This is a genomic window from Pseudomonas sp. LBUM1671 (genome assembly GCF_059695685.1).
This window is the reverse complement of the sequence record NZ_CP166782.1, coordinates 262,108-277,021: the sequence shown is the minus strand read 5'-3', so window position 1 is coordinate 277,021 and position 14,914 is coordinate 262,108. Positions and strand designations below refer to the sequence as shown.

Here is a 14,914-nt window from a genome sequence, read left to right as displayed (position 1 = left end):
GGATAGGTGTTTACAGGCCTTCCGCGAGGACTTTCGAGAGCATGTCGACAAAGAAATCCACACTCCGCCGCGAAGTCACCATCGGTGGTTTGATCTTGAGCACGTTCAGGTAATCCCCCGTCGGCTGAATGAAAATCCCCAACTCCCGCAAGCGATCACACAACGCCGCAGTTTCTTCAGTCGCCGGCTCCAGAGTCTCGCGATTGCGGATCAGCTCCACGCCCAGATAGAACCCGGAACCATGCACCGCGCCCACCAACGGATGAATATCGATCAACGCTTCAAGCCGCTCCTTGAAATACCCGCCTACCACCTGAGCATTTTCCCAGAGCTTTTCTTCTTCCATCACATCCAGCACCGCCATGCCGATCTGGCAACTGACCGGACTGCCGCCCGCCGACGAGAAGAAATACCCCTCAGCCTCCAGCGCCTCGGCGATTTCCCGGCGAGTGATCACCGCGCCCAGCGGCTGGCCGTTGCCCATGCCCTTGGCCATGGTGATGATGTCCGGCACCACGCCCTGCTCTTCGAAGCCCCAGAAGAAGTGACCCATGCGGCCGTAACCGACCTGCACTTCATCGGCGATACACACACCACCCTGCGCGCGAACCAGCGCATAGACCTGTTTCAGATAACCCGGTGGCAGCGAGATCCCGCCGGCATTGCCGTACACCGGCTCACAGATAAAACCGGCCAACTGGCGTTTCTGCTCGGCGATTTTTGCCAGGTTGTGTTCGACGCTGCGCACGTAGTCCGGTGCGCTGCCCGGGCCACGGAATTCGCCGCGATAGATATTCGGCGCGGTCACCGGATGCACCCAATCGGGACGGCTGCTCAAGGCTTTCGGGTTGTCGGCAATCGAGGTCGAGACCGCGTCCGCGCCCACCGTCCAGCCGTGATAGGCCTCCAGCACGCTGAGCATGTCGCGACCGCCGCTGTAGGCCCATGCCAGGCGGATCGCCAAGTCGTTGGCCTCGCTGCCGCTGTTGACCAGAAACACCCGGTCCATGCCCTCCGGCGATAACTTCAGCAAACGCTCGGAAAACTCGGCCACCGCGGCGTAGTTGAAGCGTGAGTTGGTGTTGAGCAACGACCACTGACGACTGGCCACAGCCGCCATGCGCGGATGACCGTGGCCGAGCACCGCGACGTTGTTGAGCATGTCGAGGTAGGAGCGGCCCTGCATGTCGATCAGGTGATTGCGCCAGCCGCGTTCGATGCGTGGCGGGTCGACGTAATAGTGCTTCTGCGTGCGCGCGAAACTGGCGTCGCGACGCGCCAGCAACGTCTGCGAATCGAGCTCTGCTTCAGCATCGCAAGCCAGTCCCAGCAGTGCCGCTGGTGACGGACACAACGCTTGCCAGGCCGCAGCGCGAGACGGTGTGCAAAACAACGGTGCATCGAACGAAGCGCCGCGGCTCAACTGCACGATCAATGGCCCGCTGACCGCGCCCAACACTTGGCCTTTGACCAGCGCCGCACCGACGTGCAGCGACGGCGTCACGCCCCACAACCGCACACTCAGTTGCGGACCGTCCAGTTGCAGCACACCCGCCGCCGGCTGATGAACCACGCCAGCAAATGGCGACTCGACCGCCGTGCCGTTGGGCACTCGCAACTCCACGTGCAACGGGCAAGTGTCGGGTTCAGCGGCACTGTCCGGTTGAGTGCGAGACAAACGATATTGACCATAACGGCTGGCCGCCAGGCCGTGCGCCGCAGCCGCTTCAGTCAGCAAACGCTGATCAACGCCCTCCTGCTCCCAGTTACCGGCTTCAAAATGCGGGCTCAGCACGCCCAGATCGATCAAGGCAAATTCACGCCCGACCAGGCTCGGCAGCAATGGCGCGAAACCTTCGCTGCCAATGCTCGGCAGCGTCTGGCCGACTGACGTCAGAATCGCCGCTTCCATCAATACCAGCGGCAACGACGTGGCCACGCGGAAGATCTCCCACTCGTGGGTCAGGTTGTCGCGGCTGTAATCATTGCCCGGATCAATGCTGACCTGCTGTTCGCCGCTCAGCACCAGCACCGCCGCGCGCGCGACGATCAGCGGCCATAACGCCAACAATTCTTCATGGGTGAGCGGATTGACGGCGTGATACGCCTGAACCGCCGGCAAGATACAAAACGGATCGCCAGCGGCGTGGTGCAGCAATGCCGCGCAGGTAACCGACAGATCGGTAATGCGCCAGGTGCGGATCAGGTCGCCGAAATCAATCACGCCCTGCAACTGCCACTGGCGTTGCGAGTCGCGCTGCCAGACCACGTTGTCGTCAGTGATGTCCATGTGAATCGCCTGCACCGGCAGCTTTTCCACCAGCGGCTGCAAATGGCGCTCAGCACGTTCTGCGGCTTCGGCGATCAATTGGCGTTGCGCATCATCCTTGATCACCGGCAGCAAATGACCGATCAGCGTATTGGCGTGGCGGGCGTCCCATTGGAGAGTGCGCTCAAGGCCCGGATGCTCGAAAGCGGCCAGCGCCAGGTCCATTTCGCCACAAAGTCGACCGAAACCGGCCACCACCGAACCGGGCAGATGATCGAGGTGGGTCAGCGACTGGCCCTCAATGTAATCGAGCAGGCGCACATGCACGGCCTGACCGGCAACTTCCAGAGTGAGCAGGTCAGCGCCGTTTTTGGCAGGGATCACTCGCGGCACATGCACACTGGATTTTTCACCCAGATGCTTGAGCCCGGCATGCTGGGCTTGCAGTTCCAGCGCCGAATAGTCGCCCCGGCAGATTTTCAGGACAAAACGCCCCTCATCACTGTCGACCCGGAAGTTCAGGTCCTGCTGGCTGCCCAGGGCGTGCAACCTGCCGCTCAACCCGTAATGCCCCTCCAGCAGCTCTAGCGCTTGCTCCGCAGACACTTGCGGGCTGGGCAAACTGGCGCGGTGAATCAACGTGGCGAGCGGCATACAACGACCCCTGAAGTTTTATTAGGCGCTTATATCGCCACTGCTTGAGGCGATACGCAACCCCCCTTCAAACCAGCCGATCAATACCTTGCTGCTCCATGGGGTCTTTCCCGACCGAATGGATTGGAAGGGGTCGACCACATCGGCTAAAGATGATGAAGGCTTTCGCCCTTTAAGTCCGAGCGCCGAAAATTCGGCGAATTGATAATTAAACGTCCCCACTCGCACCGGCCGGCACTTTGCGCAAGAATGTCGGCCATCAACGCTAATTGCTGGAGAAAAAGACATGAATGTAGTCACCACCGACCTGCCCGGTGTTCTGATCATCGAACCCAAGGTATTTGGTGACGAGCGCGGCTTTTTCTATGAAAGCTTCAATGCCAGGGCTTTCGAAGAAGCGACGGGCCTAGCCACACAGTTTGTTCAGGACAACCATTCCCGCTCACGAAAAGGTGTACTGCGTGGCCTGCATTACCAACTGGAAAAAACCCAGGGCAAATTGGTGCGCGTCACCGCCGGTGAAGTGCTTGATGTGGCGGTGGACATTCGTCGCAGCTCGCCGCATTTCGGCAAATGGGTCGCCGTGCGCCTGTCCGCCGACAACCATCGCCAACTCTGGATCCCTGAAGGGTTCGCTCACGGGTTTGTGGTGCTGAGTGATTTTGCCGAGTTTCTTTACAAAACCACCGACTATTACACCCCGTCGGCGGAGCGCAGCATTCGTTGGGATGACCCGGACCTGGCCATTGACTGGCAGCTGGAGGAAGCTCCGCAATTGTCCGGCAAGGATCAGGCCGCTGCGTTCTTCAAGGACGCTGACGTCTTTTCCTGAATGTCTGTCTGAAACTTCGTTTGCGGGAACGACTTGACCCAAGGTGCGCAGACTGCGCCTTCAAGCCTAGGCATAATGCGCCTGTACTCACAGGCGCCCGATGCTCATGACTCCGACCCTCCCTCCCAGACCCCGCTGGCGCAGCCTCGCACTGCTTGCACTTTGCCTGGCGCCGTTGCTGTGGCCGCTGGAGCATCTGGCCGAGCGTTATTACCGCAGCGAGCTGGCCGGGCAGAACCGCCAGACCCTCGACCTGTACGTCGCCAACCTGCTGGGCACGCTGCACCGTTATGAAGTGTTGCCGCAGATTCTCGGCGACCTGCCAGCCCTGCGCGCGGTGCTCGGGGCACCGGACGACAGCGTCACCCAAGGCAATGCCAATCGCCTGTTGAAAAACATCAGCGCCCAGACCGGCGCCGAAGTCATGTACCTGATGGACACCACGGGCAAGACCCTCGCCGCCTCCAACTGGGACAAACACGACAGTTTCGTCGGCCGCAATTTTTCCTTCCGTCCGTATTTCAGCGAAGCCATGGCCGGGCGGCTCGGGCGCTTTTTCGGTTTAGGCACCACGTCGGCCAAACGCGGCTATTTCTTCGCCGCCGCTGTGCGCAACGGCGAGAAAATCATCGGCGTGCTGGTGGTCAAGGTCGACCTGGACCACACCGAAAGCCTGTGGGGCAAAACCCCGGAACAACTGCTGCTGACCGACCATAACGGCGTGGTCATCCTCACGTCGCGGCCAGAGTGGCGATTCCGCTCGACCCGACCCTTGAGCGAAGAAGAACGCAAAGCGATCACCGCGATTCAACCGTACCCGACCCGCGATCCGAAACCGTTGAGGCTCAACCCCAACGCCTGGCTGACTCAAACCCAGCAGATCGCAGAAACCGGCTGGAACGTCAGCATCCTCGCCCCGCGCACGCTGATTGATCGACCGGTGCGTACGGTCGTCGCCATTGGCGGCGCGACGTTGCTGGTGTTGATGCTGCTGCTCGGTCTGATGATGCAGCGTCGCCGCCATTACCTCGAACGCATTGCCTTCGAAGCCAAGGCCCGGCACGAACTGGAAGGCCGGGTCGCCGAGCGGACCAGCGACCTCGAAGGCCTAAACCGTCGACTGAAACAGGAAGTGCTGGAGCGCGAACACGCTCAGCAGGAACTGGTGCGCGCCCAGGACGATCTGGTGCAGGCCGGCAAGTTGTCGGCGCTGGGGACCATGTCGGCGAGCATCAGCCACGAATTGAATCAACCGCTCGCGGCCATTCGCAGCTACGCGGAAAACGCCGAGGTGCTGCTCGATCATCAGCGCACCGACGATGCCCGCGGCAACCTCAAGCTGATCAGCGAACTGACCGGGCGCATGGCATCGATCATCGCCCACTTGCGCGCCTTCGCCCGGCGCGATCGCCATGCGCCGGAAAGCGTCGCCCTGCAACCGGCGCTGGATGACGCGCTGGCGTTGCTGGCCAAGCGCCGGCGCAGCATGGAAGTCGAACTGATCCGCGATTTGCCGGCGGCCACATTGTGGGTCGAGGCCGGGGAAACCCGTCTGCGCCAGGTGCTCGGCAACTTGTTGGCGAACGCGCTGGACGCGCTGACCGAGAAAGGTCCGCCGCGTAAACTCTGGTTGAGTGCCCAATCCACCGCAGACGGCGTCACTCTGTACATTCGCGACAACGGCCCCGGCTTTTGCATGGAAGCCCTTGGTCGCGCCAGCGAGCCCTTCTACACCACCAAGACCCGCACCCAGGGGCTTGGCCTGGGGCTGGCGATTTGCGAAACCCTGATGCGCGCCTTCGGCGGTGAACTGTCGTTCGCCAACCACAAGGAAGGCGGCGCCCTGATTACCCTGAAGCTGCGCGCCGGCGCACCGGGTGTGAGCCTGCAACCGTCCGAGGACCGAAGTGCATGACCATCGATAACCGTGTCCAGGTCGTGCTGATCGACGACGATCCCCACCTGCGTCAGGCCCTGAGCCAGACGCTGGACCTGGCGGGCCTGAAAATCCTGCCACTGGCCGAAGCCAAAGGCTTGGCCGGGCAACTGGAGCGCGACTGGCCGGGCGTGGTGGTCAGCGACATTCGCATGCCGGGCATGGACGGCCTCGAACTGCTGACCGAACTGCATGCCCAGGACCCGGAGCTGCCAGTGCTGCTGATCACCGGCCACGGCGATGTGCCGCTGGCGGTGCAGGCCATGCGCGCCGGTGCTTATGACTTCCTGGAAAAACCTTTCGCCAGCGACGCGCTGCTCGACAGCGTGCGCCGCGCATTGGCTCTGCGCCGACTGGTGCTGGATAACCGCAGCCTGCGCCTGGCCCTGAGCGATCGCAATGAACTGAGCACCCGACTGGTCGGGCGATCGGCGCCGATGCTGCGCTTGCGCGAGCAAATTGGCGCGTTGGCGGCGACCAAGGCTGACGTGCTGATCCTCGGCGAAACCGGTGCCGGTAAAGAAGTCGTGGCCAGGGCGCTGCACGATTTGTCGAGCCGCCGTAACGGTCCTTTCGTGGCGATCAACGCTGGGGCTTTGGCTGAGTCGGTGGTGGAAAGCGAACTGTTCGGTCACGAGCCGGGCGCCTTCACCGGCGCGCAAAAGCGCCGCATCGGCAAGTTCGAATTCGCCAATGGCGGCACGCTGTTCCTCGATGAAATCGAAAGCATGAGCCTGGACGTGCAAGTGAAGTTGCTGCGATTGCTGCAGGAGCGCGTGGTCGAGCGCTTGGGTGGCAATCAGCTGATCCCGCTCGACATCCGTATCATCGCCGCGACCAAGGAAGACCTGCGCCAGTCAGCCGATCAAGGGCGCTTCCGTGCCGACTTGTATTACCGCCTGAACGTCGCGCCGCTGCGCATTCCGCCGTTGCGTGAACGCGGCGAAGATGCGCTGATGCTGTTCCAGCATTTCGCCGACGAAGCCAGCGCCCGTCACGGCTTGCCGCCCCATGAATTGCAACCGGGGCAACGAGCCCTGCTGCTGCGCCACAATTGGCCGGGTAACGTGCGCGAACTGCAAAACGCCGCCGAACGTTTCGCCCTGGGTCTGGAACTCGCGTTGGATAACAATACGCCCGAGGGGGCTGCAGGCATGACGGTCGAAGTGGTCGGCGGCGGTCTGAGCGAGCAGGTGGAAAACTTCGAAAAATCCTTGATTGCCGCCGAACTGGCGCGCTCTCACAGCTCGGTACGTAGCCTCGCCGAAGCCCTCGGCATTCCGCGCAAGACCCTGCACGACAAATTGCGCAAGCACGGGCTGAACTTCGCCGACGGTGGCGCCAGCAGCCACACCGACGAACTCGATTGAGCTACCGTCAAACCATCATCTCCAAACAAGAGGCCCCTGAATGAGCCGCGACAGTCGTCACCTGGAATCAGTCCTCCATCGCGATATCCCGTTGACCCGGGACATGGGCCTCAAAGTGCTCGACTGGCACGACCAGCAACTGCGCCTGCACATGCCGCTGGACGCCAACGTCAATCACAAAAGCACCATGTTCGGCGGCAGCCTGTATTGCGGCGCGGTGCTGGCCGGTTGGGGCTGGCTGCATTTGCGCTTGCATGAAGAGGGGATTGAAGGCGGGCACATCGTGATTCACGAAGGGCACATCACTTATCCGCTGCCGGTGACCATGGATGCGATTGCGATCTGTCAGGCACCGAGCGCGGCGGTGTGGAAGAAGTTTCTGGCGACGTATCAGCGATACGGACGTGCGCGGTTGGCGTTGCATTCGCGGATCGTCAATGCCGATAGCAATGACGATGCGGTGAGGTTTACCGGGCAGTACGTCCTCCACCGGTAAAGACACAAAACCTGTGGCGAGGGAGCTTGCTCCCGTTGGAGTGCGCAGCACTCCCATTCCTGTCACCACTGTTTTCCTGGTGTAATTGAGTTGCAGGTTTTGGGGCCGCTTCGCAGCCCAGCGGGAGCAAGCTCCCTCGCCACAGGCTTGGGTGAACTCAGGATCGAGCCAGTTCCAGTAACTTTTCTCGCCACGCAGCCTTCGCCGGCAGCGCCAAAAAGAACTCATTCAACAACGATTCCCGCGCCGGATAACAAAACGGCTTCCCGCTCAAATCCAGCACTTCACCGCCTGCCCCTTCCAGCACACCTTGAGCCGCCGCCGTGTCCCACTGCGACGTCGGCGCCAACCGCGGATAACAATCCGCCGCCCCTTCCGCCAGCAAACAAAATTTCAACGAACTGCCGATATTCGCCAGTTGCAGCTCACCCAGACTGGCGCTCAACCCGGCCAGCAAGCGTTCCTGCTCGGGGCTTGAATGCCGGCGGCTGGCGACCACGGTAAACGCCTCGCCCGCAGCAGGAACCTCGCGAACCTGAATCGGCAACGCCTCGGCGTCTTTATCACCACGCCACGCGCCCAGACCGGCGCCACCGACATAAAAGCGCCCGTTGGTCGGCATCGACACCACGCCAAACACCACCCGTCCCTGCTCGATCAGCGCGATATTGACGGTGAACTCTTCGCTGCCGGAGATGAACTCCTTGGTCCCGTCCAACGGATCGACCAGCCACCATCGCTGCCAGCCGGCACGCACGCTCTGGGGAATGTTAGCGTCCTCTTCCGACAGCACCGGAATACTCGGGTCCAGCGCCGTCAGCCCGTCCAGAATCAAATGGTGAGCGGCGAGGTCCGCCGCCGTCACCGGTGAATCGTCAGCCTTGGCGGTCACCGCCGTGCCGATGCGCCAGAACGGCAGAATCGCTTCGCCAGCCTTCAACGCCAGCTCAACCACCGGCGCCATCAATGGATGCGGAAAATTCATGGCAGAAACACCCCACGCTGAGTCAGCAGATCACGGGCCAGGTACAGCGCCGCCAAGGCACGGCCCTCCGTGAATCGCGGATTCTGCGCAAGGGCCGAGAGTTCGCGCAAGTTGATCTTGTCCACGCCCATCGGCTCGGGCTCGTCGCCTTCCAGGCTTTCTTCGTACAGGTCGGTGGCCAGCACCACCTGGATTTTCTGGCTCATGTAACCGGGCGACAACGACAACTCGGTCAGATGCTCCAGCTGCCGCGCACCATACCCGGCCTCTTCCTTGAGCTCGCGCTCGGCCGCCGCCAGCACGTCTTCGCCCGGCTCGATCAAGCCTTTGGGCAACGACAGCTCATAGGCATCGGTGCCGCCGCAATATTCCTCGACCAGCACGGCGTGATCCGCATCGAGCATCGCCACGATCATCACCGCGCCATACCCGGCGCCCTTGCCGACCAGGCGCTCGTAGGTGCGCTCCACGCCGTTGGAAAAGCGCAGTTTCAGCTCTTCGACGCAGAACAAGCGGCTGGTGGCGACGATCTCGCGGGCGAGTACGGTGGGTTTCTGGCGCATGAAAGGCTCCTTGGCGTAAGCGGGTTACTATACCCGGCCTATCCTGATTGTTGACCTCGGATATCTTTATTACCGCTGGAGAAGTTTTTTATGTCCCTGCTGCCCTGGCGCGACATCGACACCGTTCTGCTGGATATGGACGGCACGCTGCTGGACCTGCACTACGACAACCATTTCTGGATGGAGCACCTGCCTCAGCGTTACGCTGAGTTGCACGGGGTCAGCCGGGCCATGGCCGAGATGGAATTGCAGCCACTGTTCGAACGCAACGCCGGTCAGTTGCAATGGTATTGCCTGGATTTCTGGAGCGCCGAGCTGAAACTGCCGGTGCGTGAACTGAAGCTTGAAACCGCACACTTGATCGCCCTGCGCCCGGATGCGGATACGTTCCTGGCGGCGATCAAACAGGCCGGCAAGCGCGTGATGATGATCACCAATGCACACCGGGATTCGCTGTCATTGAAACTGGAACGGATTGAACTGGCGCCGTACTTCGAGCGGTTGATCAGCTCGCATGACTACGGTTTTCCCAAGGAGAATCCGCAGTTCTGGGAGGCGTTGCAGGCGGACATAGGTTTTGATCCGGCGCGCAGTCTGTTTATCGACGATACGTTGCCGATCCTGCGCAGTGCGCGCAGTTTTGGAGTGGCGCATTTGCTGGCGGTGAGTGAACCGGACAGTCGCAAAGGGCCGAAGGATACGGCGGAGTTTGCGGCGGCGGGGGATTATCGAGAGTTGATCGCCGGGCTCTGAGACCGAGTCGCTTCCATCGCGAGCAGGCTCGCTCCCACACGGGATCTCCTTCGTACACAAATACTGTGCTCACTGAAGATCTACTGTGGGAGCGAGCCTGCTCGCGATGGCGGTCTTGAGGCTTACTCAGGAATCCGCAACGACTGCCCCGGATAGATCTTGTCCGGATGCTTGAGCATCGGTTTGTTGGCCTCAAAGATTTTGTTGTACTTGTTGGCATCGCCATACACGCGCAGGGAAATCGCGCTGAGGGTGTCGCCCTTCACGACCGTCACAAACACCGCAGCCTTCGCAACCGGCCCAGTCACTGTAATCTGGTCATCCACACTACCGACACCGGCGATATTGCCTACGGCCAGCAGGATCTTTTCCTTCTCTTCCTGACTGCTGACTTCACCCGTCACGGTGACCTTGTCGCCATCCACCGTGGCCTGCACATTCGGGTTACCCAGGCCGACCTTGTTGATGTGTTCCTTCAACTGCTCACTGGCATTGGCGTTGCCCGGTGTCAGTAGATCGATAAGTTTTTCGCCTGCTTCTTTCACAAAGCTAAAAATACTCATGGTGCACTCTCCTTGGGTTTTAGGTTCCAGACGCAAAAGCCTAGACCACGCCGGCCACTCAAGGTTACTAGCCGACCAATGACGCCGCCTCCCCCAAGCGCTAGAATCCGCGTCTTCACGCGCCCTGGAGCGAAGATGGACATCAAGCAGCTCAAATTCCTCATCGCCCTCGACGAAACCCGCCACTTTGGTCAGGCCGCGGCGCGCTGTCATATCACCCAGCCGACCCTGTCCATGCGCCTGCGCAGCCTCGAAGAAGAACTCGACCTGCCGCTGGTGAATCGCGGCCAGCGCTTCGAAGGCTTTACCGCGCCCGGCGAGCGCGTGTTGGCGTGGGCGCGTACGGTGATGGCGGCTTATGACGGCTTGCAGGCCGAGGCCGCCGCCTGCCGCGGCAATCTGGTCGGTACGCTGCGCCTGGGCGTGGTGCCGCTGTCGAGCTTCGATCCGCTGCCGTTGATGCAACGCCTGCACGCCGAACACCCGAACCTGCGCTTCGAACTCTCGGCCCTGAGTTCCGAACAAATCCTCGAGCAACTGGCGAACAATCGCCTGGACCTCGGCGTGTCGTATCTGGAGCGTCTGGACAACGAGCGCTTCGATTCCCTGGCTTTCAGCGAAACCCACATGGGCCTGCTCTACGATCAACGTTTTTTCAGCTTCGGCGAAGCACCGCTGAGTTGGGAGTCCTTGATCGAGTTGCCCCTGGGCATGCTCACCAGCGGCATGCACTTTCGCCAGTCCATCGACCACAACTTCCACAGCCGTGGCCTGACACCACAACCGCTTTTGCAAACCGACGCCGTCCACCAATTGTTACAAGCGGTGCACGGCGGCCTCTGCTGCGCGGTGATGCCGCTGGACGGCGGCCTGGAAAACCTGACTGACCATTTGCGCCTGCAACCTATCGAAAACGCCAAGACCCTTGCCCGGCTTGGGCTGATCATGCGCCGCAGTGCTCCGCGCTCTGCGCTGGCCGAAGCCTGTTTTGCGATCTATCAGAAATCGCTGACAGCTTCTTGATCGACGTCATCTATCGGCAGATCAGTAATAGCGATTAGACGCGACATGTTGACGCGCCTAGGCTTAAAGCTGACCAAACCGTCGGTGGATGCCCATGAAAGCCAAGCGCCCTGCCTGCGCGGCGCCAGCCTTTGAAGCGCCCGCGCCCGCCGCCAGCCAGACCTACAGTTACAGCGACCTTCAATACACCGAATCAGCCAGCACCGCGCTCGCCGAAGAAGTTGCGTTGGCGATCGCTTATAACGGCATCAGCCAGGCGGTGATGTTGGTCACGCCGACGGACCTTGAAGACTTCATCGTCGGCTTCAGTCTCGGCAGCGGCATCATCGAAGACGCCTCCGACATCTATGACTTGCAACTCAGCGGCTCGGGCTCGGCGCAGTACGCGCAAGTGACCATCGCCAACCGCGCGTTCTGGAACCTCAAACAGCAGCGTCGGCAAATGGCCGGCACCAGCGGTTGCGGGCTCTGCGGCGTGGAAGCGGTTGAACAGGCGTTGCCAGACCTCAAGGTCTTGCCCGGCGCGCCCTTGCCACCCGCCGAGTGGCTCGATGGCCTGCGTCAGCGCATCGGTGCGTTCCAGCCACTTGGCCAGTACTCCGGCGCGGTGCATGCGGCGGTGTTCATGAACGGCCAGGGCGAATTGCTGCTGGGCCGTGAAGACATCGGCCGGCATAACGCCCTCGACAAATTGATCGGTGGGTTGATTCGCCAGAAGATCCCGACTGAAGGCGGCCTGGCGATTGTCACCAGCCGTTGCAGCCTCGAATTGATCCAGAAAGTGTTGCGCGCAGGCATCCAGACCCTCGTCAGCCTGTCGTCGCCCACGGGCCTTGCCGTGCAATGGGCCCGTCGTCACAACCTCAATCTCATCCATCTGCCCCAGAAAAATGCACCGCGGGTCTACAGCCCGGCATTGGAGAATCAAGCGTGAGTCAACACCGTCAAGCCGACCAGAAACCCGTCCCTCGCTACAAGCCCTACAAAGGCCCGGCCGGTGGCTGGGGCGCACTGGCCAGCGTTGCCCGGGCCTGGTTGACCAGTGACAACGCGCTGAAAAACCTGCGCATGATGCTCAAAACCAACAAGAACGGCGGGTTCGATTGCCCTGGTTGCGCCTGGGGCGATTCCAACGAAGCCGGCATGGTGGCGTTCTGCGAGAACGGCGCCAAAGCGGTGAACTGGGAAGCGACCAAACGGCGTGTCGACGGCGCTTTCTTTGCTAAACACAGCGTCAGTTCGTTGCTGGAACAAAGTGACTATTGGCTGGAATATCAGGGTCGTCTGACCGAGCCATTGAGCTATGACGCCGAAACCGATCGCTACAAGCCGATCAGCTGGGAAGCGGCGTTCGCCTTGATCGCCAAACATTTGCAGGGCCTGTCGAGCCCGAATCAGGCCGAGTTCTATACCTCGGGCCGAGCCAGCAACGAAGCGGCCTACCTCTATCAATTGTTCGTGCGCACCTACGGCACCAACAACTTCCCCGACTGCTCGAACATGTGCCACGAGGCCAGCGGTGTGGCGTTGGCGCAAAGTGTCGGCGTCGGCAAAGGCACCGTGACCTTCGACGACTTCGAACATGCGGATGCCATTTTTGTCTGGGGCCAGAACCCGGGCACCAACCATCCACGGATGCTCGAACCCCTGCGTGAAGCGGTTAAACGCGGCGCTCAGGTGGTGTGCATCAACCCGCTGAAAGAGCGCGGCCTGGAACGCTTCCAGCACCCGCAACACCCGATCGAAATGCTCACCAACGGCGACAAGCCGACCAACACCGCGTACTTCCGTCCGGCACTGGGCGGCGACATGGCGATCATGCGTGGCATGGCGAAATTCCTGCTGCAATGGGAACGCGACGCGCAGAAAGCAGGTGAGCCTGCGGTGTTCGACCACGACTTCCTTAATGAACACAGCGTCAACGTGCTGGAATACCTGGGCATCGTCGACGACACCTCGTGGGAGCAGATCGTCGAGCAGTCCGGCCTGCCCCTGGTAGAAATCGAGCAAGCGGCGCGGATGTACGCCAAAGGCAAGAACGTCATCATGTGCTGGGCCATGGGCATCACCCAGCACCGCCACTCGGTGGCGACCATCCAGGAAATCGCCAATCTGATGCTGCTGCGCGGCAACATCGGCCGGCCGGGCGCCGGTCTGTGCCCGGTGCGCGGCCACAGTAACGTGCAGGGCGACCGGACGATGGGCATCAACGAACGTCCACCGGTGGCGTTCCTCGATTCCCTGGAGCGGCGCTTCCAGTTCAAGGTGCCGCGTGAAAACGGGCATAACGTGGTCGAGGCGATCCACGCCATGGCCGACGGTCGCGCAAAAGTCTTCATCGGTTTGGGCGGCAACTTCGCCCAGGCAACCCCGGACAGCTCGCGCACCTTCCAGGCCTTGAGCAATTGCGACCTGACCGTGCAGATCAGCACCAAGCTCAACCGCAGCCACTTGGCGCACGGTAAAGACGCGCTGATCCTGCCGTGCCTGGGCCGTACCGACATCGACATCCAGACCGAAGGCGCGCAAGCGGTGACCGTCGAAGACTCGTTCAGCATGGTCCACGCCTCCAACGGCCAGTTGCAGGCACTGTCGAATCAGATGCGCTCGGAGCCGTGGATCATCGCCGGCATAGCTGCCGCGACCCTGGGCAGCAAACCGGTGGACTGGAACTGGCTGGTGGCCGATTACAGCCGCATTCGCGATCTGATCGCCGATACCATTCCGGGCTTTCGCGACTTTAACGAGAAGATCAAAAATCCGGGCGGTTTCTACCTTGGCAACAGTGCCGGTTCACGCAAGTGGAACACTCCGTCCGGGCGCGCCAATTTCCGCCCGAACACGCTGCCCAAAGACCTGGTGCACGAACGCACCCGCGCCACCGGCGTGTTGCCAGACTTGATTATGCAGTCGATGCGTTCCCACGATCAGTACAACACCACGATTTATGGGCTGGATGACCGTTATCGTGGCGTGAAGGGGCAGCGGGATGTGTTGTTTGTGAACGAAGCTGACATCATTCGCCTGGGCTTCAAGCCGGGGCAGAAGGCTGACATCGTTTCGATCTGGGATGACGGGCGTGAGCGGCGGGTGAAGGGCTTTACCCTGCTGGCGTTTGATATTCCTGCGGGGCAGGCCGCTGCGTATTACCCGGAAGTGAATCCGCTGGTGCCGCTGGAAAGCACCGGGGATGGCAGCCATACGCCGACGTCGAAGTTTGTGGCGATCCGTCTGGAAATGGCGAGTGAGACCGGGTTGATTTTGGCCAAGTCGGCTTAACGCGACTGCAGGTCTGGCCTCTTCGCGGGCAAGCCACGCTCCCACAGGATCCGTGTCGTATTCGAAAAATGCGTACAACACAGTTCCTGTGGGAGCGTGGCTTGCCCGCGAAGGCGTCCGACATGGCAAAACATGATCGGGACTTTCGGCAACTTTCCAATCACCCACAAAAAAGGCCGCTTTTTCACAAA

Annotated in this window: 12 protein-coding genes; 8 read left to right on the top strand and 4 right to left on the bottom strand. The window is 61.2% G+C overall.

Annotated elements, in window-relative coordinates:
- Positions 1–10 precede the first annotated feature (10 nt).
- Complete coding sequence (locus ACA060_RS01270) at positions 11–2,923, bottom strand: aminotransferase (RefSeq protein WP_497314955.1); 2,913 nt, start codon at positions 2,921–2,923, stop codon at positions 11–13.
- Positions 2,924–3,209: 286 nt separating this feature from the next.
- Here ACA060_RS01270 and rfbC point away from each other — a divergent pair, with 286 nt between their 5' ends.
- The 4 genes from rfbC to ACA060_RS01250 all read left to right on the top strand — a co-directional run bounded on the left by rfbC (position 3,210) and on the right by ACA060_RS01250 (position 7,557).
- Positions 3,210–3,755, top strand: coding sequence for a dTDP-4-dehydrorhamnose 3,5-epimerase (rfbC, locus tag ACA060_RS01265; RefSeq protein ID WP_497314953.1), 546 nt, complete (start codon positions 3,210–3,212; stop codon positions 3,753–3,755).
- A gap of 106 nt (positions 3,756–3,861) precedes the next feature.
- On the top strand, positions 3,862–5,670 hold the full coding sequence (locus ACA060_RS01260) for a sensor histidine kinase (protein WP_109635917.1): 1,809 nt from the start codon (positions 3,862–3,864) through the stop codon (positions 5,668–5,670).
- On the top strand, positions 5,667–7,061 hold the full coding sequence (locus ACA060_RS01255) for a sigma-54-dependent transcriptional regulator (protein WP_497314951.1): 1,395 nt from the start codon (positions 5,667–5,669) through the stop codon (positions 7,059–7,061). Before ACA060_RS01260 ends, ACA060_RS01255 begins: the two co-directional genes overlap by 4 nt.
- Before the next feature lie 40 nt (positions 7,062–7,101).
- The gene (locus ACA060_RS01250) at positions 7,102–7,557 is read left to right on the top strand and encodes a YiiD C-terminal domain-containing protein (protein ID WP_497314949.1); all 456 of its coding nucleotides are present in this window, start codon (positions 7,102–7,104) and stop codon (positions 7,555–7,557) included.
- A 157-nt stretch (positions 7,558–7,714) separates the two neighbouring features.
- On the opposite strand, the gene cysQ is transcribed toward ACA060_RS01250, so the two are convergent.
- A complete protein-coding gene (gene cysQ, locus ACA060_RS01245) occupies positions 7,715–8,542 on the bottom strand; it encodes a 3'(2'),5'-bisphosphate nucleotidase CysQ (RefSeq protein ID WP_497314947.1) in 828 nt (275 codons plus the stop codon).
- Positions 8,539–9,105 carry an ADP compounds hydrolase NudE gene (gene nudE, locus ACA060_RS01240; RefSeq protein WP_109627374.1) on the bottom strand — a complete coding sequence of 189 codons (567 nt, stop codon included), beginning with the start codon at positions 9,103–9,105 and terminating at the stop codon, positions 8,539–8,541. Before nudE ends, cysQ begins: the two co-directional genes overlap by 4 nt.
- 90 nt (positions 9,106–9,195) lie before the next feature.
- Here nudE and yrfG point away from each other — a divergent pair, with 90 nt between their 5' ends.
- Complete coding sequence (yrfG, locus tag ACA060_RS01235) at positions 9,196–9,858, top strand: GMP/IMP nucleotidase (protein WP_497314945.1); 663 nt, start codon at positions 9,196–9,198, stop codon at positions 9,856–9,858.
- Between the two features lie 122 nt (positions 9,859–9,980).
- Here the strand turns inward: yrfG and lysM are convergent, their stop codons facing one another.
- Complete coding sequence (lysM, locus tag ACA060_RS01230) at positions 9,981–10,421, bottom strand: peptidoglycan-binding protein LysM (RefSeq protein ID WP_109627370.1); 441 nt, start codon at positions 10,419–10,421, stop codon at positions 9,981–9,983.
- Between the two features lie 135 nt (positions 10,422–10,556).
- On the opposite strand from lysM, the gene ACA060_RS01225 reads away from it, so the two are divergent.
- The 3 genes from ACA060_RS01225 to ACA060_RS01215 all read left to right on the top strand — a co-directional run bounded on the left by ACA060_RS01225 (position 10,557) and on the right by ACA060_RS01215 (position 14,723).
- Positions 10,557–11,444, top strand: a complete 888-nt coding sequence (locus ACA060_RS01225) for a LysR family transcriptional regulator (protein ID WP_497314943.1) — start codon at positions 10,557–10,559, stop codon at positions 11,442–11,444.
- 94 nt (positions 11,445–11,538) lie between these two features.
- On the top strand, positions 11,539–12,378 hold the full coding sequence (gene fdhD, locus ACA060_RS01220) for a formate dehydrogenase accessory sulfurtransferase FdhD (protein WP_109627367.1): 840 nt from the start codon (positions 11,539–11,541) through the stop codon (positions 12,376–12,378).
- Positions 12,375–14,723: an FdhF/YdeP family oxidoreductase gene (locus ACA060_RS01215; protein WP_497314941.1), complete on the top strand. Its 2,349-nt coding sequence runs from the start codon at positions 12,375–12,377 to the stop codon at positions 14,721–14,723. The genes fdhD and ACA060_RS01215 overlap by 4 nt, the downstream gene beginning before the upstream one ends.
- Positions 14,724–14,914 lie beyond the last annotated feature (191 nt).